A 20,755-nucleotide genomic window follows, 5' to 3' on the forward strand; every position below is an offset into this window, starting at 1 on the left:
CAATTTATTAATATTGTTACAAACAAAAAAATAAGCCTGAGGATTATTCCCCAGGCTTCTCTAATTCTTTTTTCCATTTATTTAATTCAAGCACGCTAGCTTTTCTCATGTCGTCAAGATCCTTTTCCGTAACCTTAAAGCCTTGTTCGTTTAACCTCATCAAGACATATTTCTTCTTGAGGTCGCCCTGACCAGCTTCTTTATAGATTTCCTCTGCAGCCTTGACTGCAATATCTACAGCTTTCATAGCTGTGAGAATTTTCTCTCTGCCATACTTTTGCTTTAACAGCGGCACAAGTACACCAGTGATTAGCACTGATGAAATTGACAAAACTACATAAAATATTTCACTTACTCTCATTTTCTACCTCCATAGATTTTTTAATTTCTTTGATTAATTCTTCTTTATCTTCCCACTTTTTTAAGCTTTTAAATTCTGAATGCTGTTTAAAAAATTGATGCACTCCTACTGCCGTGGCACCAAGAAAAACTCCCTGCCCAACACTCATAAGGATCCATACAATGATTTGAATTTTATTCATGGGATCCATACGATTTGCAAGACTAGTGATTAAAGCTATAGGTATACCTACTATTGATAATATAGTAGGTATTAAGCTATCACTAATTCTTGTAGACTTTTTCAAGCCGCTTCCTATAACTACTAGTACAGGTATCATGAAGACTAATTCAGGGCTAAGATACTCTTTTAAGCTGAAGACTATATCTTGCATGTTAGCCTCTTAACTCTACAATCTTCTTATCTTGGTTCCAGCCTACCTTAAGGTTTAAAGCCTCTGCTAGATCCCTTATAGATACATAGTTAGTTCCTTGAATATTCTTGCCACGAAGCTCTATTTCTTTGCCATTATAATTTACTTTCACTCTATCCGCTTTTAAAATCTCATCCATAACAAATTTAATCCTTTCATCTAGTGCTTTCTGTTGCACAGGTACTCCTACACTTGACTTAGATAGGTCAAGCTTTATCTTAATCGGCTTTTGTACATCTTGTAGAAATTTCTCCCAAAGATTCTTGGTAAAAAAGGATCCAGGGCATCTCTTCCTAGACACATCATAGTGCCTGCAAATAAAGTGTACATTGATGTTGAATTTCACCATTAGATTTTTCACCAATTCTACTAGATTTTCATAAGCCTTTTGATAATTACCATCTGAATTGATACAAAGTTCAATTCCTATAGAAGTGCAGTTTCTAACTCCATTTAAAGCTCTGCCATATCCCTGTGTATCTCCACAGTGCCAAGCAGAGAAGCTATCTCCAATGATTTGTACTATTTGATGGTCATCCACGAAGTAGTGAGCACTTGCATTTCGATTTCCGCCACTAAAGAATTTAAAGTGGTTTAGGGCATTTGCTCCTACACCTGAATTTCCTGTGTCGTGAATAACTAAATATTTTATCTTTTGCCCTTTTCTGCTTGAAAAGTTATATTTTATAGGCATAAATTTATATTCTAGCAATCTATCACCCCTTTACGAGTTTAGCTATTATTCCAGTGACAATAGCAGTAATTATTATAGTGATTATAGTGTCCTTGTATTTGTCGTATGCTTTTTTCGGCTTGTCTGTAAGTTCAACCAGGGTTGCATTCATACTCTTTAATTGCTCTTTTATGAAATCCAAGTCTTTTTGAAATAATTGACTGTTCGTATTTTGGATTGATATCTCCGCCGAGAGCTTTTCGATTTTGTTATCGTGATCCTTAAAATTGATTTCGTGTCTTTCTGAAATTTTTTCCAAAAGGGCAATTCTTTTTTCGTGGTCGTTACATTTTTCATCATCTGTCATAGGCTTTCTCGTCCTTTCTTTTGAAAATTAGGTCTATTTTCATGCTTTTCTACATGCTACTATAAGTTGCTTTAATTCTATTTCCATAATTTTCTCCTTTTAGTCAGTAAAATAGTTGTCTACCTTTCTTTGCCATCCTTCTTTTGAAATTTCTACCGTAATATAATCATCCTGTCTTATTGAATTGTCAAAACTACACGTAAAACTTCCAGAGACAGAAGAGACACCTTCAGTAAAAAATTTACCGTTTAAACTGATTTTAACTTTACATTTAGCTGGGTAGGTATTAAATGCAAGATCTGTCAATCCTGGATATATATTTATATCACTAGTCATCACCGTTGGCATCTCCCAAACTAAATCCCCCCCCCCTAAATATTTCTACAACACGCTTATTTAAGCCATTTTTAAGTTCCATAAATCCTCCTTTTTATTAAACTATATAATTATTTCGTAAATCTCTCCATCCACTTTTTGTAATTTTTATAGTCACATAATCTTCGCTTCGAAGTGGAGTGCCTAATCCACACGAGAAATTGCCATCAAATGAAGATTGAGCATTTGCGACTTCCTTGTCGTTAACCGTAACAGTAACATTACATCTCGCAGGATAAGTTGTAAAAACTAAAGTTTGTATGCCCGCGTATACGTTAACCTCGCTAATCATTACAGTAGGTAATTGCCAAACAAGCTCCTTACCTTTATACATTTGATTTATGATTTTATTATTTTTCTCAATGTTTTCTAACATTTAACCACCTATCTTTCAGTAACAAGGTATAATGTTTCAGGCTCAACAGTTCCGCTGCTTACCAGTTTTCTGTGTTCTGCTTTTGTTATCCACACTACTTTAACTCCTACTTCTTCTTTCTTTGCATATCCACTTAATTGACTCGTAACATCAATGCTTTCTAAGTCTTTTTTAGTTGCATAGTCTTTTAGTAGTTCGTCCTTGGCTACCTTGGTGGCTAGTTCCTGTTTCTGCGCCTCCGTCAAATCTGTATACTTTAAAGGATCCCCCTTTTCACCCTTAAAGCCTTGTGGACCAATTTTTCCTCTTTCGCCAGTCTTACCTGGAGGTCCTAGTGGTCCTGGTGGTCCAATTTCTCCCTGATCACCCTTAGGACCTTTGATTCTGCCTACATTGGTAAATTTGCCATCTTTAGCAATATACAGGTCACCTTGTACCATGTAACCTACACCATCTTTGGGATTCTTAGGAAGTGAGGCTTCATCTGCTACAGTGCCATTGATACTAAGACTAGTACCAGTATCACCTTTTTCACCTTTATCTCCAGTGAGTCCTATAGGACCTCTATTTAAATAAGGTAAGTCGGAGTATGGACTTTTGCCATCTCCGACTTTCATAAACTGTGTATCATTTTCAATTGCAAGCTCCCCTTTAAGCAAGATTAAGTTTTCCTCTTCAAGCTCAGCCTTAGTGCCATAATTAAAAATGAATCTTCCTTCTTTTAAGATTTTCAATTTTAAACTCCTTGAAGCTCTTTGATCACTTCTTCAACTGCTGCTCTTATACCAAATAAAGCAGGTACTTGGTCAATTTTATAGACTCCAGTCATAACCATAGTGACCCAAGCTTTTACTACCATTGAATTTCTATCAAATTTTAACATTATTTATCCCCCTTTCTTTGATCTAACACTTTTTTAACGACTGCCCTCAAATCCCAGATATCAGGCACATCGTCTAGTATTCTTTCACCACTTAAAATCATGGTTACCCACGCATTTACGATAATACTATCTTCTTTAAAAAATCCAGTTGCCATTATTTCATACCTCCCATACTTACCATCATTGTTGTAAGTTCTGTTATTGCCTTTGCTTGATCCATTGCCATCTGCTGTACCATCATGGTCATCTCAACTGCAAGTTCGCTACTATCTGCAGCTTTACTTTCTATTACATTTGCTAAATGTTCAGTTTGTTTTTTTAAATCACCTGAAGCCTCAAGCTCTCTAATTGCTTGTATCTCTGAGACAGGCTTTTGTAAAAATTCTATCATTCTACTGATCCTCCTATCGAAGTTATATAGCTAGTTACTGTGGATTTGCCTTTTTCAATCGTTAGCCTTATATTTACTCCCCACTTTGTAGCAGTCTTAGAAGAGTTTAAGAAGTTAAAGGCTCTACCCTCATTAGTTACCACAGTTGCATCTTCCCATGTAGGAGCCGCATCATAAGCATTATTACAAACCTCTACTTTGCCTGTAGCTCCAGGAGCCACGAACCAGCCAGGAATAACAAGGACTTTCTTTGCCATTACGTCAGTATCTCTTGGATCCTTAAGTTGCATTACGACTCTTGCAGCAGTTCTAGTGAAAGATACTAGCCTAGTAGATACCAAGCCATTGCTATCAGTAGCCACGATCTTCAGAGTGTGCTTACCTAGTGTCAATTTTAAGAAGTCAAAGCCTTTAAGCTCATATCTGTACTCTTTATTGTCTACTCCATCAAACTCAGGCACTACGAGCCTATTGTCTAAGAAGACTTTAATCTTTATCTTGTCTTTTTCTTCATCAGTAACTGAGTAAATATAAGTAAATTCTTTGTCTTTTTCTCCTAAATCTGTGTCAGTGCCGCTGATAATAGGAGCAAAGTTACTTCTAACAAAGGTAAATCTTCTATAACTTACAGCATTATTTGCATCTCTCGCTTCAATTTCTATTACATTGCTTGTATTGATCGCAAATTCAGAGAGCATTTCAGCAGTAACAGTTATAGATTGCTCACCAGTACCAATATTTGTAATGTTCTTTAAGATTTTGCCGTTAAGTTTCTCAATTACGTTGACCTTGTCATTATTAGGATCTTTGACAGTATAAACGATTGTAAAAGCAGAGTTTTTATTCCCTAGATCGGTGTCAGTACCGCTTATTATAGGAGCGGTGTTTATCTTCTCAAAAGTATAGGTTCTAGTATAGGTTGTACCTTCTTTATCTCTAGCTATAATCTCTATCTTATGTTTTCCAAGCTCATACTTAGTAAGATCTACATCAATAGTCTTTCTAATTCCTAATGATGTTTCTGTAAAATCTTGGATAATCTGATTATCAACTGTAATTTTAACTTCTACTCTATCTCCGTCATCTGAATCGGTGACGATGTAATTAATTGAGAAATTTTCTGTTACAGCTCCATAATCATAATTGGATCCAGAGATTATAGGAGCGGAGTTATTCACAACTGTTACTATTTGAGAGTAAGTATATCCTGAAGTTAAATTGTAGGAGTCGTAGGCTCTTACTCTGTATCTTACGCTCTTAGTGCCTTTAGGTACTGTGTCAGTGTAAGAAGTTGAGCTTCCGTTATAAATTTGACTATAGCTGCCGTTGTCGATAGACCTTTCTAAGGTGTATCCACTTAAATTTCCATCAGAATCACTAGCATACCCCCAAGATATACTAAAGGATTTCTCACTTCTTATTGGATTTGGAAGATTGACTCCTCCAGGACTACTTGGAGCAGAGTTCTTTTCTGCACCAGATTGACAGCTTTTCTCGCATGAAGATTCACAATTTTTTTGACATGAACTTTGGCAGCCATTTTCGCAATATCCTTGACATCCTTGGCAATTGCTCTCACATGTTGTTTGACAACTATGTCTACAGCGTTCTTCTTTATTACTTTGGCACTCCTGACAGTAGCCTTCGCAGCTTACCCCTTGGCAAGCACTACATGTTTCCCATCCATCGCAATATCCCATTATTTCACCTTACCTTTCTTTAATTTCTTATAGCTTTCAAAACACATTTCACTATATACGCATAGAGGCTCACTCATGACGTTTAAATCTCCATTTTTAAAGTAATTATTAATCACGCAGCCGCCGTTGCAAACTTGCTTCAAGCTGCAGCTTTCACATCTACCAGCCTTAGAGCTTTCTACCTTTGAAATATGATATCTTGAAATAACTTCATATCTCTTTTCATCATCCACTCCATCGTAGATATTGCCGATTATGAAGTCATCACAGTCGGAATTTTCAGTCATTTCTTGACAACTATAAAGATTTCCGCTTGCACCACATGAAGCGTACCTACCTGCACCAAGTCCACAATTACCGCAGCCCTCAGTATTGCAGAGTTGCACTCTTTTATTTCCTGCTTCTCCAGATTCCAAAAGCTCAAGATCTCTTTTATATTTAGATACTTCAGTAAATTCGATTGAGCCATCATTATTTTCTATATATGTCATAATTTTATTTAAGTTTCTAGCAAGTTCTCTATAATCTTCTTCGGTCCAAGTTGCAAAGACATTTATAATCATAGTGCAGCTTTTATAGCCTATATCTTTTGCCCAGATATAGTTATCGAACATATATCTCACATTTCTTGGATCTAAAGTAGCTCTAAAAGTGCCATAAGGATTATATTTGAGATAAGTCTTAACATCGACATCATCAAAGCTTCCGCTTCCATCATGCTTTACCCTTAGCAAATCCTGAGTTTTTCTATCTCCGTCGATTGATAAAAGGATCCCTACATCATTCTTTTTAAAGAATTTTAATTTTTCTTCATCTAGCAGAGTGCCATTAGTAGTAATATCTAGGTGATAATCTCCGTATGTTTTTCTTATATACTCTACAAGCGGTTTAACTATATCGTCATATCGAAGCATAGGCTCACCGCCAAAAAAGGTTATGTTTGGCACAGTCTTTTCTTCTAGTGCATTTCTAGCGTAGAAGTCAGCACAGTCTTTCGCTACCTTATAGGTCATCTCTTTGGGCTGTTGGACCACAAAGCAGTACTTACAAGCTAAGTTACACCTCTGAGTGACATTTAAAAAGCCACCGCATATTTTAGGCAAAGCCATTAAACGATACCCCTTCCGTTTACCTCGTCGTAACATCCTTCAAGGATTACGAGATCCTCGTTAATCTTCATAGCTGAAGCTACAAATCCGTTATATGACATGTTATTTGAAGCTTGGCCAAGAAGTGTAGCCACTTGAATTTGAAGCCTTGATACAATTTCTCTTAATGCTTTAATGTTGACGAAGTTTATAAGGTCATTCCACTCCATCCTCCCTAAATTTTCAGCGTTTACAAAAGTACCTTCTTGGAATATATTTCCATCAAATCTTTCGTGTCTAACCAACTGAGTACCATCAGAGTTATTTTTTACAATCGTTTCTTTCTTGACATCACCAAATTCAGAAATGTTGTCATACCAAAAAACAAGCCCTAGTTCGTCATTTAAGAGCTTGTCTTTATATTTCTCTATGAATTTATTGTTGTCTTCGTCTTTCTTTAAGTTGTAATAATCCCTTAAAGTGAATTTACTCATTTCTTACCCCCTTAGCTAAGTCAAAGATATTTATAGGGTCATCGATTTCTACTTCTTTCACCCTTATATAAAAAGAAGCTACGAGGCTATATCCTGTAGACTTTAAAAGACTATCAGGTTTTGAAATGATGACATTTCCCTCACTGTCTTTGATCACTATATCGCTCACTCTTCCTTTTCCCTCAGAGGCATTTGTGAAGATTTTTAAAATATTTCCTGAAATTTCAGTTTTTAAAATCTCCATATTTCTTTTATTGCCGTCAATTATCATCTCGGCACTTGCAACTTTGCTTTCAATAAAGCCGCATATATCACTTATTAGCTTTTCGCTAAGCATTTACTCACCTCTTTCAAAACTGTAAATATTATCACTTGCAAAGTCGGTTGCATATATTATCTCTGTGACTTCTCCATTCTCAAGATCTCCAGATTTAATTTTCCCGACAGTAGGATAATAGTTTTTGCCATAATTGCTACCAACTTCAACATTTAAGTCACTTACTAACCTTTGAGCCTCAGCAAATACATAAGGAATATCACCGCAAGGATGTTCACCACATAAAAAGGCAGGATAGTTATAAGTGCCATATCTTGAGATTATATCTACACCGCATACAAAGCCGTACTTGATGAAAATTCCCAAGTTAGCAGGTACTATCCCTCTTAGTTCCTCATATAGCCCGCTTTCTTCATACTCTTTGCCGACAAATAACTCAAACTCTAGTTCATATTTATTATATTTAAGCTCTAGCCTGTACTTGGATTTTCCAACTCTGATATTAAGCCATTCTAACAGCGTTCTATGAGTCCAAATAATCTTCTTATTCCAAAGAAGATAAACTCTTTTTCTTCTATCTTCTAGTGACTCTTTCTTATCAGGTGATATGCCAAGGATTTTTTCATATCTAGCTATGCCATACTCACTAGCTCTTAAAATAAATTTGTCGTTAAAAGTTTTTAAAAGTCTTCTAGTTAAAAAGTCAAATTCAAGGCTCTCACTGTCGCTCCAGTCAATCCAGTCAGCAGATTTCGCTATGGTCTCGAAGTCATTATAGGCTTTTAGATCTACATTTCTACTAAGCCTTATCTCAGAGCCTGAGAAGTCCTCTTTCGTGTCGAAGTACCATAGCTTTTCAATATCTCTTCTCTTATCCATTGACTGTCACCACACTAAGCACAGGGATCTCATTTTCTTTTAAAGCTCCATTTCTATCGAAGCCTTCAAGTTTCGTGTCATATACATCGACTACTCCGTCTATATCTAGGATTAAAGATTCCAATTTAGATACTCTGATTATTGTCGATTTTTCATTTTCCCACTCTTTTCTAAGCTGTAAGAAGTATGGATTTAAAACACTTTTAATCTTTTCTTCTATACTTTCTATTTTGTTATTGTCTCTGTAAGTAACTTTTAAAGATACTTTAACCTCTACCTTATTTGCACCCTCTACAGTTACTAAGTGACCGATAGGAGCTAGTCCGTACCCCTTTTGTTGATTAGGCACAGGATCCAGCTTTTCTTGTACTTTATCAATAAGCTCTTTGCTCGGTACATCAAATTTAGAGTCAGTGAAGACGATCTTCACAGTGCCGCCGCCATTCCACACAGGATAGACTTTCACTCCGCCTACACCCTCTATTGCGTGGCACCAGTCCAGGTATTGGTCTATATTTCCGCCATAAGCGTTGGTATTAATGTTTCTGTAGTATCTGTTTCTAAAGTCTTCAGTGTCTTCCTCTTCTTCACCAGGTTTAATTACACTCACTATAAAAGCGTGGTTTAATCCGTTTATATTATCTATCGGAATTAATTTTCCATAAGGGACATTGCCTTTTTCTCCATACTCTTCGCAAATTAGCTCATAGTAAAACTTACCTTGATTTTCTTCTATGAATTTTATTGCCATATAGTTTAGATCATCAAAGTTAAATCTCGCATTTATAGGCAAAGCAATATTAAATTCACCCTTAACTATTGCCTGAGTCGCAGGAAAAGGCTCCATCGCTCTATCTTTCGCTACCGCCTTGAGTCCCTCTCTATCCGCAGTGTCACCATACATATTTTTAAGGATCCAGTCCAAGGTCATATATACGAGAGAAAATTCTACCGCAGCAGGAGCTTGGGCATCGTAGATTATTGAACCCTCTCTTTTATCCCTAGTGTTGTCTACCCTAGACAGCATCCTTTCAAGAAGAAAGTCCGCTGAAAATTCTTCAAACTGAGGTTTATATTCTTTTTTAGCCATTTTTCACCCCCTAGTTCACGTTGTCGTAGTCAAATTTCCAAGTATTTTCAATTTCAATTTCTCCATACACTGAATTTACTATGAATGACATACTAAGCTCGTCTCTCAGTGATCTATCTTTTAAATAGTTGAAGTCGGTCACTGAAAGCACTCTATCATCTTTAATTAAGCACTCTTCAATTCTTCTAGTAAGTTCTACATAAACATAATTTTTAGGTTGACCAAATAGATCCTGAAGAGGCATACCAAAAGTAGGATAGATGATGTGCACACCATACTCAGTATTTAGATTTTTATAGATCATCTGTTTTAAAGCTTCTACATCGTCAATATTCCCGTAAATTCTCTCGGAGTTGACGTGCATCCTATAGGTTTTAGTAGGTGATATTTCTTCATCTATGCTTTCTTGCATAGCTAAGTTGATTTCGTTTTGTTCAGGTATCATTTCTTTATCCCCTTGTCATGTTTAATCTCAATGATATCTCCCTCAAAGAGCTCCACAGTGCCGTTGGTTACTACTACTGCACCATGAGGACATGTGCCATGAATCTCGCAGGTGATATTGCCCTTTAATTTGTGAGTACCATCAAAATAATAATCAACCCCGTTAGATCCTTGAGGACTTGAAGCCTCATACAAGTAGTACCATACTTGACCTTCTGAGTTAGATTGAAAGACAAAGTAGTGCCCGATTTCTTCGGCAGTAAATTTTCTATATTTAGGCACTACCAAAAACTCTTCTTTAAGCTCTATGTCATCATCTCTTTTAAAAGTCAAAGGCTCTAGTGTTTCTAATTTTGCATGGACGATTGTAGGGATCTTTAAAGTTTCGCAATAATTAGCCGCTATCTTAGTAACAGCCCTTTTTAAATTTAAAACATTTACATCACTCACTCAATCACCCCTTATATCTGAAAGCTCTAGTGAACTTCTTAGGTCTCTTAGATTGACTTTGAATTACTACTTTTTTCTTTGAAAAAGCCGCCTCTATGACGTTAGTATCGTCATACTTCATAGCCACGTGCCCTTTATGCCAAAGTACATCTCCAGGCTCAGCCTGATTGATAGGTATTTCCACGAAGCCATAAGCTTTTGGATTTGAAGCCAGTGTACTTGATGTGAATCTCGGCATATTGACTCCCATATCTCTAAGTGATCTAATTACTAAGCCAGTGCAGTCTACACCGCCCTCACTCATCGATTCACCGCCCCATACATACTTAACTCCTAGATATTTCTTAGCAGCTTCAGTCATGCTGCTATTTCCGCCATCTGAGCCTCCAGGTGAAGAAATATCCGCAGATCCACTCTTTTGTTTTTGAGGTAAACTTTGTGGAGCTACCTCAGGACTAATGTCTTTGTTATATACTTCTAAATCCATAAAGTGATGTTCCTCCTGAAATTTGTGAGTCACGCTCTGCACTAGCATTAAAGAGTTGATATCAATGTCACCAATAGCCATCATCTGTACAGGTACTAGGGATCCTGCTCTTACATCGAGTCTTCCGACTATGTTTTTTAGCCTTAATTTTCTATGTTTCTTATTTAAGACTTTTAAAAGTTCCTTAGCCTTTGCATCTATATCCAACTCTTCATTATTTGTAGTAGCTGAGTATGAAAGAAGCCCCCATTTTTCGATAGCCTTGGTGTCCTCTGCAGTAGCTGACTTGATTTCTTTTTTATTGTCGTCTAAAAGTTTTAAGTGGACCCGATTATAGGTATTAGAGTTGATAGAGGTTTCGTAGTTGAAATCCTCTGTGCAGTCATAATCGATAACATCTTTGGTCTTCATACTTTCTATAGACTTAAGACAGATTTTTCCACCCTTGTCAAAGAGCGTATAGAGTTTACCAGTGTTTGCCGTAGTCATATCACTTGCAAATCTTAAAATCTCCCAAAATTCTTTATTTTCTTCAATTCTTCCAGGTATTTTGAATTTAGTGTCCTCTACTTCTCCTATCTGAAGATTTCTATCTCTGCAGATATTAGTTAGAAGCTCTGAATAGGTCCAATCTTTATATTGATAAGTAGCCTTGTTCTTTAAGTACCTAAGCTGATCGTAGCAAGTAGTAGTTATAATTTGTTCTCCAGTCCTTGACTTAGAGAAGACATATCCATAAAAAAAGACTTTGCCATCTACATAAAAAGCTATTGGATTTCCCTCTTGATAGTCTAGGTTCTCATCTTTTACGATGTTGCAGGTCATCTGTCCAGGTGATCCATCTCTTGACCACATCACCTGGACAGTGCCCTCAATCATAGCCTCTTGGACTTTACCTCTATTATCAATGATGACTTTAAATCTATCTCGCATTTTTACCACCGCCAAAGACAGCATCTAAAAAAGCACTAACTCCATTAAAGGCTCCATGTACTACCTTTGAAGCAAGGCTGCCATCAGGTTTTCCCTTATTCATTGGCACATTTCCCTCAGAGACAGTGATTGACTTAGACTTGTCCGCATTAGTATTTATAATCTTGGTTTTAAGTGGTAAATACTGCTTTAAACTTATAGAAATAATTAAATCAGCACCATTCTCAGCATCTTCAATAATTTCGTAGTCTTCTAAAGTTACCGACTTATTGATGGAGTTTTTAAGATTTTCTTGGTACTGACTTCTAAGAATTATGAATTGAAAAGATTTCTTTTTGACCTTTAGATCTTCAAGTTTATTTAGCACAGTTTGAGGACTTACGTATCTTTTGACTGCAGGGAAATCTTCAGATGGTACTCTAAACTCAAAGTCAAACTCCGTAAGTCCAGGTTTTTTTAAAAGGTTCAACTCTTCTCCATTTAGAAGAGTTACAACCTTGTTTTTATTCTTAATCTTGGTGTTTATTTTCTTTGGTGTTATTGGGAGTAGTAAATTATCAATATAAAAGTCATATCCTTTATTCATATTGCGGTATTCCTCCCATTGTCATTTCTACAGCTTCAGTGAGCTTGTCAGTTAATCCTTCCATCCAGCCATCAAGATCGGCGGTTTCGTGCACATCACCAAAGTTGTTATTAGCAATCACTTCTAGTTTGTCAAAGCTAAAGTTTTGAATCGCTCTTCGTTCCATAAGGTCTTTTAGATAGGATATATCCTCATTTTTGACCTCTAAGCCGTCTTTTAACTTTTCAGTGTTTTCTTTTGTACCTGCTGCAGATTTCTTCAGATCTCCAATATCGCTTGCTATGCCAGGTAATTCTGCATATTTAGGTATATCAAATTTAGGGATCTTGTCTTCAGTTTTTTCAGCATTGAGTTTTTCAGCTTGTTTCTTTGCAATTTCGCGTTCTCTTTGGAATTTCTCGCTCTCATACTTAAAGGCTATCTTCTTGGTCTCGGAATCTCTTAGTGCCTTGTCTCTTTCGACTTGGTCTACTACCATTTCTAAGTTTTGATCTCTCTCCGCCTTTTTTCTAGCAGCCTCAGCCTTAGCACCCGCTACCATAGAGACTTGATCTATAGTTTCTATCCCTACACCAGGTATTTTATTAACTAAATCTATAAGCTTGTTTATTAAACCTATAGCTCCGTTGACCATGTTTTCAAGGATAGTCAAGCCTTTAATCCTCATGTTGTCTAAGTGGTCTAGCACTCCATTTTTCATTCTCGCTATGCCGACTTTATACATTTGCCATTGGTAAATCATATCGCTGATATCATTTCTAGTATTTATGATTAAGCTAGCCATGTAGTTTTTTATAGCATTTACAACTATTAAGTGAGCTACACCTACGCCGCCTACAGAATTTGCCCATTTTAAATAGGCTGCTACTATTAGAGTTATAATTGCAGGTATTAGAAACATAGGGCTCTTAAGCATAGCCAGATTAAGCTCCATAGTTGCCAACTTCGCAGCAGTAGTTGCTACTGTATATGCAGTAAATCCAGCCGCTGCTGCAACTGCTGCAGGTTCTATTAGCCATAGATTGTCGGATATAAAATTCATCCCTTTAACTGCTATCTCTGTTGCTGTAAAGATCCCTTTTGTTACTTCTCCCAGATAAAATAAAGCTCTATCAGAAAATTCTTGAAAGGCTTTTGAGTTTGCAAAGTCATTAAGCCTATTTAAAGCAGGCTCAATGTTTTTTAAGAATCTATTTTTCATTGATACTGCTATCTGCCCAAAAGTCATAGGCATGTTCTCAAATTCTTCGTTTATTTCCTTGCTTGCACCTAAAAGTGCATTTTTAATAACATCTGCAGATAGTTTGCCTTCTTCCGCCAATTTCCTTATTTTGCCTATAGGCTCACCCATATATTCTGATACTATTCTTAGAAGTTGAGGTGTGTTTGCCATTACAGCGTTTAAGTCTTGACCCCTTAAGACTCCAGAAGCCATTGCTTGAGTTAAGTTATACATGACTGACTCAACCCCTTGAGCAGAGGTACCAGAAATTGTAAATAGTTTATTTAGATTTTCGGCAAATGCTATAGTTTCTTCATTGCTTGCAAAGGCATCTTTAGCCTGTGCTCCAAGTTTAGAGACTATATCCATAGTCATCTTATATTCTCCTCTAGCCCTTTGAGCAGATTTATATATCATTTCTTGAAGCTCTAGTGTAGTTTGATGACCATCGTTTATAGCATCTAGTCTAGCCTTAATCTGTGTCATTTCATCTGATAAGCCTACAAAAGCCTTAACACTTCTAAAAGAAGCGTATGTTACCAAGGCTTTTTTAATCATTCCTGCCATTTTGTTAGCAGCAGAGGATCCTTCTTGTAGTTTTCTATTAAATTTTTCTTGTTCTTCAGCGTTTTTATTTATAGTAGCTTGAACTTCAGCAAGTTTGCTTTTTGCTCCATTTAGTGTTGCAGGATTAAAAGCCTTTTTCCCAGCCGTTTCGACATCATAAGCAGCAGAGATCACCATATTCATACTGTCTACAATACTATTTAAAACTCCTGACATTTGATTTTTTAAAATTATAGTACTTTCTAAAACTCCCAATTTCTCACCCCCTACTTTGTTTTAGTGTCTTCAGCATACTTTTCAAGCATTGCCACATACATAGCTTGAGTAGCTTCATCTAGTTGTATAAATTCCTCAGGTCTTATTTGAAATTTACTACAAACAAAAACATAGTATGCCAGGGAGGTTTCTAAGTCCTCCCTGATTAGTTTTTTACTTCATTTTTTAAATCGTTAAAGTTCTTGTTTAAGCCGTTTATATCCAAGCATTTTTCTAGAAGCCTGTTAAATTCTGCTGAGTTAAGCATTTTATTTAAAAGTTGACCAGGATCCATAACTCCGTATGAATCTTGGAGCTCTTTATCCCTTAAATTAGGGTAAACTACACTCTCAGCTACTACACTTTTAAAGTATATGTTAGTATTAAAGCCGCCTTTCTTGCCTTTTACTATTGTTGACTTATCAGTAGCCAAAAGGGCATTGTCTGGAGACATTGCCCTTAATTTCCATGCAATTGGATTCCCATCTTCATCTTTAAATCTATCTGATACTATAAACTCTACTTCCTCGTAGGCATTTGCCACGTTTTCTTTTAAAAAAGCTGTTAAACTCATTAAATCATCCCTTCTAAGATATTAAATTCTTCAGGCATATCGCAGTCTTCGAAAGTACCTGATAGCTTTTCTTCCAAAGTATCTGAAGTTATATCGATCTTTGCCATCACTGATCCATCGATATTACAGTCTCTGAAGATTACAGTGTGTCTACCAGCGTTTGAGTTTGGATCGTCGTTAGTGATTTGTACATCGAAATAAATATCTCTATGGTCTTTGACGTAGGTCATCATTAACTTTCTGAAAATATCAGTATTGTAGTAGCAAGTTGCACTCCATTTTCCAGTTACTGTGTTGGATCTATTTCCTTTAATTCTTGTACCTAGTCTAGGGATCTCTGATTTTCCTTTTTCCCAAGTTCCTTCAAAGTCTTTAAGTTGGAAAAGTAAATATCTGCTACCTTCAATAGTGACGTAGGCTGCACCTTCGGCACCGTGTATCGGTTCTCTTGCGTGCATTATAGCTTGATTTTTATCCACCATTTTTTTCTCCTTTTCAATTAAAAAAGACAATCTTAAAGATTGCCTTTGAGTTCTATCTAACTAAAATTGTCATATAAAGTTTTTGCATAGCCATAACAGGCATTAAGTAGTCATGGACTATGATTGTATCTTTTTCATGACCTTTTTCCACTGTTGAGTCTTTAGAGTCATAATCTTCTATAGCTCCTAAATCGGATAATGTTTCGGCATGTTTTACCAGTTCATTCCAGAATCCAATTCTGCCATCTTCGTTATTTTGCACCTTACCTAAGTAGTACTTATTGAAAATTATAGCTATATCTTTTGCTCTTTGATCGAGGACTCTTATGACTTGGTTCTTTGAGAAGTCTACATTTTGATACAAAGTAAATTCTGTGAAAGAGTTGATGTCTTCAAGTACCCTTACTTCCTTATTTCTTTCATAGAAGAAGAAGTATCCGCTCTTAATAGCTTGTTCAGCCTCTCTCTTCTTATACTTTGTATTAATTTTGTATTCTCCGCCATATAGCTTATTGGTCAAAGATCTATTTATAGGACAGCCTGCTTCTTGACCAGTTACCCAGTAGACTGCAGAGGCTTCATTTTCTACATCGGTTACAGAGTTCTTAACATTAATTAAGCCTTTATGGTTTGCCTTTGCTGTTTCCATATTGTATACAACTAGTTGGAATTTAACCCCTTCGTCTTCTCTCATTCTTCTCATAAATTCCTTATATAGAAGTTTGATTGTAGGATCTACCCCTGCATATCCAATTACATTGAAGTCGTATTTTTCTATCTCTTCAAGGTATCTTGAATGTGACTCAGCTAGAGTAGTACCATTTTCACCACCAGTAAGTTTCAACCCAGCAGTTGTAGTAAGTTCTTCATCTGAAGCATTAAATGCTACCACAGGATTGTCCTTTAGGTCGCTTCCTTTGGTTGCACGCTGCTCACATACTGTAGTTTTACCAAATTTAGTAGTGACGATGTAGCCTTTATCCACGTCCACGTCTTTTTCGATGATAATTTGAATATCATTTCCTCTTACACCCTTATATTTAGCTGTAGCTGTTAGACTACCTATTGTAGCCTTAGCTTCAGAGCCGCCATTGTCATTTAGCCTATAAAGGTATAAAGTTTTTGCTCCCTGCATAAGATCTCTTAAAGGCTTCATCTTTTCATGAGCATAGTCATAGCCTAACAGCTCTAGTGACTCATTTTGAAGCTCTGCAGGCTCTATTGTTATAATTTCACCAGTAGCACCCCAATCTAGCTCTAGTCCGATAGTTGCATAGCCTCTATCTGAGAAGAAGTTGGTTGCCCTTGGTACTGAAATATAGTTTATATAAGATCCAGGTAAAACTTTATTCTGTGTTAAAAAAGTTCCCCCACCTAAAGCACCATATGCCATTATTTAACCTCCCTTTTATTAAAATCTTGTACTATCTTTTCTACCTCGTCTAGTGTGTACTCTTTGCCACTTTCTAGCAGTACTGATAGCACATCTCTATTCCATCTCAATTTTTCAGATTTCAGTATCGCTTCTTTAGTGTACTTATCTGATTGAGTCTTCTTTTCTGCCATTTTTACCTCCGTTTATTTCTTTAATTCCCACATACCAGGATTGACCTTTTTAGTAGCATTTCTATAAGGTTTTTCTTCGGTGTAGTGTATGATATTTTCCACCATCATAAAAGGATCCTTAGGAATTTCTTCCTTGGTGTGATACCTATAGTTTATAGTGAAATTTACCTCTGTGTCTCCAGTTTTTGAGTTAGGTTCAAATCCATATACACCGCCACTTTCAAGCCTTATATTTCTCGTGCCATAGAGTAGCTTTTGTTCTATCTCTTCTTTCAAAAAGGCATCCGCTCTCTGATCTAAGTAGACTATATTGACCAAACTATCTACTCTATACCTCTTCATGAAGTCCACCTTCACGTCAGTATTTACTATGGTTATGAAGAAGCAAGGCTCTACTAGTCCTTGAGGCACATCTCTTATATAGATATTGGTATAAGGGAAAAGCTCATCCACTCTTTTAATCACTGCATCTAGTAGTTGAATCATAGTCCTTTAAAAGCCTCCTCTAAGTGCCTATCCACTATCTTTTCTATCTCTTTTTCAATCTGTTTTTCTGATATAGTCAGCATAAATTTTCCAGGCACCCATTTTTTATGATCTCTTGTTCTATGCCCAAATTCTACATAATTTCCATAGTTGGTATTATTGTATATGGTGACCTCTACCTCTAAGCCTTTTCTCTTAATATCCCCCACATACCAACTTCTTCTTAAAGTCCCTGTGTCTACAGGTGTCAACTTCTTCACGGATCTAAGCTCTCTTAAAGCTATCTCTTTGATTGCTTCTTCCATGACATTGCCTAGAGTGTCTTTAAATTCTCCCAGAGACTTTTCAAAGTCTTCTAACTTTGACATGTCAATCCTAATACTCATACTATGCCCACCTCGTGAACTCTACGCATAAGTACTCATTGTGAGAAGCATAAGACTTAAGCTTGGTGTTTTGAATATTAAATTCATAGTTATTTTGAGTAACTTTTATCTTGGAGTTTAAAGGTATATCAATTTCAGGAGCTACAAATAGAGTAAAAGTGCTCTCACTTGATGTGGTAAATTCTTCATCAGTGTTTTTGCCACTCGAAAAAGATAACCTGCAAGGTATATCTTCAAATTTAGTCACTTCTTTAAGTCCTGATACCTTGGTCACTTGGTCTTTTGCAGTCTCTCTGACTGTCACTGAGCATTTACCAGTATAAAGAGATTCAATTGCCTTTCTATAGGCTTCTACCACTGTAGTTTTCTGCATGTTATAGCCTCTTTTCTCCAGGATTCCTCGATTGTAGATAGCCAAGATAGAAGTTTTCTTTCGCTCATATCGTTGATGCCAGGTTCACTTGATAGCTCTACTGAAGTATCTCCTAGTTGAATTTTGCCAGCTATGCCATCAAAGTTAAATTTATCAGGCAATTTACCGCTTTTATACATACTATCTAAATATGCAGCTATTATCATCTCATACAAGATATAGTAGATCCTAGGCGGTATCAATTCTATGTTGCAGAAATTCTTCAGCCTCATAGTTTCTCTAGCTGCTATGATTTTGATACTAGTGTCAATCTCTTTAAATCCTGATTCTTTTAAGCTCTCAAGTATGTCATCGGCATATATACAAGCAAAGAAAGGATCTAAAGGCACTAAGTCTTTAAACATCAAATCACCTACTTTAAAAGCTCTATAAGTTCAGCCTTTGTCTTTGCTTTTCCTCTATCTAAGCCTTTTTCGTCACATAGCTTTTCAAGCTCTTCTACTTTAAGATTCTTTAAATTTGAGTTATCATCTATCTTTAATTCATCTTTTACTTCCTCTTTGCCGCCACTAACTACGAGGGCTCCAAGACTTTGGAGCTCCTCAATCCTGTTTGGATCATTAGTGGTATAAAAGAGGTTATCTAGTAATAATCTCATGAAATCACCTCTTAAGCGTTAGTGCATACGAAGATTTGATTTTCTTTTTGCTTCTTAATCCATAAATCGTGATACTTTCTGAAGTCAATCTTCCAAGCATCCGCTTTTTGGTTCACGTCAGGTGTGAAGACTCTTAGCTTGTCAGTCTTACTGATTCCTATTGGTACATTTTGAGGAGTGATGATCCAGTTGATGTCCTTAGCTTCAGCCGCTGCCTTAAGTCCGCCTGCTTCTTGTCCGCCAGTTTTACCATCTTGAATATTGTAAAGAGTTTTAAGTCTAGCAGATGGAGCAATTCTAATTGGGCATTCATCAAGCGTTTTAACTTTGAAGTTTAAAGCACCTTGTTTGAAGTCGGCTACGTTGATAGACTTACCAATCTTTGTAGATCCTTCAATAAGAGCTCTAGTTATAGAAGACATTGTAAGTACTAGAGGTACGTCTTCTCCTACTATATCTTGCACTGCTCTTATATGTTCTCTAATTTTGTCTAGTGCATTGTCAGCGGTTAAAGCAATAGCTTCAGTTTGTCCTGCTGTCTTTGCAATTGCTGCTATCTTTGAGTATCTATACGCATCGATTTCAGGTATAACCTGTTCAGTTTGGAATACTTTAATTAAGTTTGCTGATGTTGCCACAAATCCAGATTCATCTACATCCATTGAGTCAAGTTGAAATGTTCTACCTCTATCTTGAGTCATTTTGTAAGTATCGTATTTTAGAGTAACTCCGCCTTGTACAAATCCAGCATCTCTATCATAGTTAGCTAGTCCTACAGTTGACATTGTAGGGATTTTAACTTCATCCCCACCGTTATAAATAACTTGCCCTGCGTTTGCTTCCATCCAGCCTGAAGTCAAACCATGCACTGCATGTTGATCAAGCTGCTTCATCATTAATTTTGCATATTCTATAGTGTTTATTGTCATTTTCTATCTCCTTTATTCATTGAAAATATTTGATATTGTTTCAGCCATTGGACTTGTTCCTCCGCCATTATTATCGGGCGGTGTGTGAACATTAAATCTTGGATCCTCAGGATTGTTGTCTTCAGCCTTAAATAAATAAGGTTTAGATTCCTTTAGTGATTCCATTTGCTCTTTAAGTCCAGTTATGCCATCGTCAGAAAATTTAAGACTCTCTTTATCAAGAAGTTTAAGCAGTACATCTTCATCCACTGATTCATAGGCTCTTACTGCATCTTTTAAAGCTGTATCATTTTTAAGATTTTGATAGGCTTTTTCATGTTCTTTTGCAGTAGTTTTCCAAGTTTCTACAGATTTTTGGATTTCCTCAATGTTCATGTCTTTGTATGATTTGATTTCCTTGTTAGCTGATTCTACCTGCTCTTTTAAAGCCTTGATTTCGTCATCTTTCGCAGTAGCTTTAGCTTTTTCAGCGTTGATGTCTTTGCCATTCTCGTCCATGATCTTGTCGATCACTTCTTTTTCAAGTCCTAAGTTTTCTAAAAATTCTCTCTTCATTTCGTCCTCCTAAACTACGATTTTTTACGTCTTTTTCATAGACTTGTCCGACCAAGTTTTACGTCATTTCGGGACAATATAAAAGACGACTTTTACAGTCGCCTTAGATCCATGTTCTCGCGATTAACTCACGATTAATTGTGTAATTTTAACGTTTTTTAACTTTTACTCACGATTTTCTCACGATTAAATGCAATTTTAGTGTTTTTTTAATTTTTCATACAATAAAAAAGCACCTCTAACATCATCTGTCAGTGTGCTTTTTTAGTAATCATCTTCTAAATTAAAGTAACCTAGCTCATACGCATCTTTTCCTTTTGATAGGCAGTTTACTATGATCTCTTTTTCATATTCTTTAGATATTCCTATGTTTGGAAAATAATCATCAAATTTTTCTAAATATTTAGTTCTTAAAGCAGTTAAGTCATCTGCCATT

Annotated in this window: 33 protein-coding genes; all 33 read right to left on the reverse strand. The window is 36.3% G+C overall.

Annotation, left to right across the window (positions count from 1 at the left end; translation table 11 throughout):
• Window positions 1–43: 43 nt before the first annotated feature.
• The 33 genes from HMPREF9225_RS07805 to HMPREF9225_RS07950 all read right to left on the reverse strand — a co-directional run bounded on the left by HMPREF9225_RS07805 (window position 44) and on the right by HMPREF9225_RS07950 (window position 20,754).
• A complete protein-coding gene (locus tag HMPREF9225_RS07805; RefSeq protein WP_008902393.1) occupies window positions 44–361 on the reverse strand; it encodes a phage holin, LLH family in 318 nt (105 codons plus the stop codon).
• Window positions 348–734, reverse strand: a complete 387-nt coding sequence (locus HMPREF9225_RS07810; RefSeq protein WP_008902394.1) for a phage holin family protein — start codon at window positions 732–734, stop codon at window positions 348–350. Before HMPREF9225_RS07810 ends, HMPREF9225_RS07805 begins: the two co-directional genes overlap by 14 nt.
• 1 nt (window position 735) lies before the next feature.
• Window positions 736–1,485, reverse strand: a complete 750-nt coding sequence (locus tag HMPREF9225_RS07815; protein WP_245526542.1) for an N-acetylmuramoyl-L-alanine amidase — start codon at window positions 1,483–1,485, stop codon at window positions 736–738.
• A gap of 4 nt (window positions 1,486–1,489) precedes the next feature.
• Window positions 1,490–1,813 (reverse strand): hypothetical protein, encoded by a 324-nt coding sequence (locus HMPREF9225_RS07820; protein ID WP_008902396.1) that lies wholly within the window; start codon window positions 1,811–1,813, stop codon window positions 1,490–1,492.
• Between the two features lie 99 nt (window positions 1,814–1,912).
• Window positions 1,913–2,152: a hypothetical protein gene (locus HMPREF9225_RS07825; RefSeq protein WP_141553743.1), complete on the reverse strand. Its 240-nt coding sequence runs from the start codon at window positions 2,150–2,152 to the stop codon at window positions 1,913–1,915.
• A gap of 94 nt (window positions 2,153–2,246) precedes the next feature.
• On the reverse strand, window positions 2,247–2,564 hold the full coding sequence (locus HMPREF9225_RS07830; protein ID WP_008902398.1) for a hypothetical protein: 318 nt from the start codon (window positions 2,562–2,564) through the stop codon (window positions 2,247–2,249).
• Between the two features lie 8 nt (window positions 2,565–2,572).
• Window positions 2,573–3,298, reverse strand: a complete 726-nt coding sequence (locus HMPREF9225_RS09855; RefSeq protein WP_008902399.1) for a hyaluronate lyase N-terminal domain-containing protein — start codon at window positions 3,296–3,298, stop codon at window positions 2,573–2,575.
• A gap of 2 nt (window positions 3,299–3,300) precedes the next feature.
• Window positions 3,301–3,447, reverse strand: a complete 147-nt coding sequence (locus tag HMPREF9225_RS10350) for a hypothetical protein (protein ID WP_008902400.1) — start codon at window positions 3,445–3,447, stop codon at window positions 3,301–3,303.
• Window positions 3,447–3,602: a hypothetical protein gene (locus HMPREF9225_RS10355; RefSeq protein WP_008902401.1), complete on the reverse strand. Its 156-nt coding sequence runs from the start codon at window positions 3,600–3,602 to the stop codon at window positions 3,447–3,449. The genes HMPREF9225_RS10350 and HMPREF9225_RS10355 overlap by 1 nt, the downstream gene beginning before the upstream one ends.
• Entirely contained in the window at window positions 3,602–3,838 is a 237-nt protein-coding gene (locus HMPREF9225_RS07840; protein ID WP_008902402.1) for a hypothetical protein, read from the reverse strand. The genes HMPREF9225_RS10355 and HMPREF9225_RS07840 overlap by 1 nt, the downstream gene beginning before the upstream one ends.
• Window positions 3,835–5,538, reverse strand: a complete 1,704-nt coding sequence (locus tag HMPREF9225_RS07845; RefSeq protein ID WP_008902403.1) for a hypothetical protein — start codon at window positions 5,536–5,538, stop codon at window positions 3,835–3,837. Before HMPREF9225_RS07845 ends, HMPREF9225_RS07840 begins: the two co-directional genes overlap by 4 nt.
• Window positions 5,538–6,647: a radical SAM/SPASM domain-containing protein gene (locus HMPREF9225_RS07850; RefSeq protein WP_008902404.1), complete on the reverse strand. Its 1,110-nt coding sequence runs from the start codon at window positions 6,645–6,647 to the stop codon at window positions 5,538–5,540. The genes HMPREF9225_RS07845 and HMPREF9225_RS07850 overlap by 1 nt, the downstream gene beginning before the upstream one ends.
• Window positions 6,647–7,120, reverse strand: a complete 474-nt coding sequence (locus tag HMPREF9225_RS07855) for a hypothetical protein (RefSeq protein ID WP_008902405.1) — start codon at window positions 7,118–7,120, stop codon at window positions 6,647–6,649. Before HMPREF9225_RS07855 ends, HMPREF9225_RS07850 begins: the two co-directional genes overlap by 1 nt.
• Window positions 7,113–7,457 (reverse strand): hypothetical protein, encoded by a 345-nt coding sequence (locus HMPREF9225_RS07860; RefSeq protein WP_008902406.1) that lies wholly within the window; start codon window positions 7,455–7,457, stop codon window positions 7,113–7,115. The genes HMPREF9225_RS07855 and HMPREF9225_RS07860 overlap by 8 nt, the downstream gene beginning before the upstream one ends.
• A complete protein-coding gene (locus HMPREF9225_RS07865; protein WP_008902407.1) occupies window positions 7,458–8,276 on the reverse strand; it encodes a putative phage tail protein in 819 nt (272 codons plus the stop codon).
• The gene (locus HMPREF9225_RS07870; RefSeq protein ID WP_008902408.1) at window positions 8,269–9,366 is read right to left on the reverse strand and encodes a baseplate J/gp47 family protein; all 1,098 of its coding nucleotides are present in this window, start codon (window positions 9,364–9,366) and stop codon (window positions 8,269–8,271) included. Before HMPREF9225_RS07870 ends, HMPREF9225_RS07865 begins: the two co-directional genes overlap by 8 nt.
• 10 nt (window positions 9,367–9,376) lie before the next feature.
• Window positions 9,377–9,811: a DUF2634 domain-containing protein gene (locus HMPREF9225_RS07875; protein ID WP_008902409.1), complete on the reverse strand. Its 435-nt coding sequence runs from the start codon at window positions 9,809–9,811 to the stop codon at window positions 9,377–9,379.
• Window positions 9,808–10,260: a hypothetical protein gene (locus HMPREF9225_RS07880; RefSeq protein WP_008902410.1), complete on the reverse strand. Its 453-nt coding sequence runs from the start codon at window positions 10,258–10,260 to the stop codon at window positions 9,808–9,810. Before HMPREF9225_RS07880 ends, HMPREF9225_RS07875 begins: the two co-directional genes overlap by 4 nt.
• 4 nt (window positions 10,261–10,264) lie before the next feature.
• Window positions 10,265–11,680 (reverse strand): XkdQ/YqbQ family protein, encoded by a 1,416-nt coding sequence (locus HMPREF9225_RS07885; RefSeq protein WP_008902411.1) that lies wholly within the window; start codon window positions 11,678–11,680, stop codon window positions 10,265–10,267.
• Window positions 11,670–12,266, reverse strand: a complete 597-nt coding sequence (locus HMPREF9225_RS07890; RefSeq protein WP_008902412.1) for a hypothetical protein — start codon at window positions 12,264–12,266, stop codon at window positions 11,670–11,672. Before HMPREF9225_RS07890 ends, HMPREF9225_RS07885 begins: the two co-directional genes overlap by 11 nt.
• Window positions 12,259–14,310: a tape measure protein gene (locus tag HMPREF9225_RS07895; protein ID WP_008902413.1), complete on the reverse strand. Its 2,052-nt coding sequence runs from the start codon at window positions 14,308–14,310 to the stop codon at window positions 12,259–12,261. The genes HMPREF9225_RS07890 and HMPREF9225_RS07895 overlap by 8 nt, the downstream gene beginning before the upstream one ends.
• Window positions 14,311–14,476: 166 nt before the next feature.
• Entirely contained in the window at window positions 14,477–14,884 is a 408-nt protein-coding gene (locus HMPREF9225_RS07900) for a phage tail assembly chaperone (protein ID WP_008902414.1), read from the reverse strand.
• Window positions 14,884–15,366 (reverse strand): phage tail tube protein, encoded by a 483-nt coding sequence (locus HMPREF9225_RS07905; protein WP_040551441.1) that lies wholly within the window; start codon window positions 15,364–15,366, stop codon window positions 14,884–14,886. Before HMPREF9225_RS07905 ends, HMPREF9225_RS07900 begins: the two co-directional genes overlap by 1 nt.
• A 52-nt stretch (window positions 15,367–15,418) precedes the next feature.
• The gene (locus HMPREF9225_RS07910; RefSeq protein WP_008902416.1) at window positions 15,419–16,759 is read right to left on the reverse strand and encodes a phage tail sheath subtilisin-like domain-containing protein; all 1,341 of its coding nucleotides are present in this window, start codon (window positions 16,757–16,759) and stop codon (window positions 15,419–15,421) included.
• Window positions 16,759–16,932: a hypothetical protein gene (locus HMPREF9225_RS10360; protein ID WP_008902417.1), complete on the reverse strand. Its 174-nt coding sequence runs from the start codon at window positions 16,930–16,932 to the stop codon at window positions 16,759–16,761. The genes HMPREF9225_RS07910 and HMPREF9225_RS10360 overlap by 1 nt, the downstream gene beginning before the upstream one ends.
• A gap of 12 nt (window positions 16,933–16,944) precedes the next feature.
• The gene (locus HMPREF9225_RS07915; RefSeq protein ID WP_008902418.1) at window positions 16,945–17,418 is read right to left on the reverse strand and encodes a phage tail terminator family protein; all 474 of its coding nucleotides are present in this window, start codon (window positions 17,416–17,418) and stop codon (window positions 16,945–16,947) included.
• Complete coding sequence (locus HMPREF9225_RS07920) at window positions 17,415–17,804, reverse strand: HK97 gp10 family phage protein (protein ID WP_008902419.1); 390 nt, start codon at window positions 17,802–17,804, stop codon at window positions 17,415–17,417. Before HMPREF9225_RS07920 ends, HMPREF9225_RS07915 begins: the two co-directional genes overlap by 4 nt.
• Window position 17,805: 1 nt before the next feature.
• Window positions 17,806–18,177, reverse strand: a complete 372-nt coding sequence (locus tag HMPREF9225_RS07925; RefSeq protein ID WP_008902420.1) for a hypothetical protein — start codon at window positions 18,175–18,177, stop codon at window positions 17,806–17,808.
• Window positions 18,156–18,581 carry a hypothetical protein gene (locus tag HMPREF9225_RS07930; RefSeq protein ID WP_008902421.1) on the reverse strand — a complete coding sequence of 142 codons (426 nt, stop codon included), beginning with the start codon at window positions 18,579–18,581 and terminating at the stop codon, window positions 18,156–18,158. The genes HMPREF9225_RS07925 and HMPREF9225_RS07930 overlap by 22 nt, the downstream gene beginning before the upstream one ends.
• An 8-nt stretch (window positions 18,582–18,589) precedes the next feature.
• A complete protein-coding gene (locus tag HMPREF9225_RS07935) occupies window positions 18,590–18,835 on the reverse strand; it encodes a hypothetical protein (protein WP_008902422.1) in 246 nt (81 codons plus the stop codon).
• An 11-nt stretch (window positions 18,836–18,846) separates the two neighbouring features.
• Window positions 18,847–19,764: a hypothetical protein gene (locus HMPREF9225_RS07940; protein ID WP_008902423.1), complete on the reverse strand. Its 918-nt coding sequence runs from the start codon at window positions 19,762–19,764 to the stop codon at window positions 18,847–18,849.
• 12 nt (window positions 19,765–19,776) lie between these two features.
• Window positions 19,777–20,319, reverse strand: coding sequence for a phage scaffolding protein (locus HMPREF9225_RS07945; RefSeq protein ID WP_008902424.1), 543 nt, complete (start codon window positions 20,317–20,319; stop codon window positions 19,777–19,779).
• A 264-nt stretch (window positions 20,320–20,583) separates the two neighbouring features.
• Window positions 20,584–20,754, reverse strand: coding sequence for a hypothetical protein (locus tag HMPREF9225_RS07950; protein WP_008902425.1), 171 nt, complete (start codon window positions 20,752–20,754; stop codon window positions 20,584–20,586).
• Between the last annotated feature and the right edge of the window lies 1 nt (window position 20,755).

It is taken from the genome of Peptoniphilus duerdenii ATCC BAA-1640, assembly GCF_000146345.1.
In the GTDB taxonomy this organism is placed as follows: domain Bacteria; phylum Bacillota; class Clostridia; order Tissierellales; family Peptoniphilaceae; genus Peptoniphilus_B; species Peptoniphilus_B duerdenii.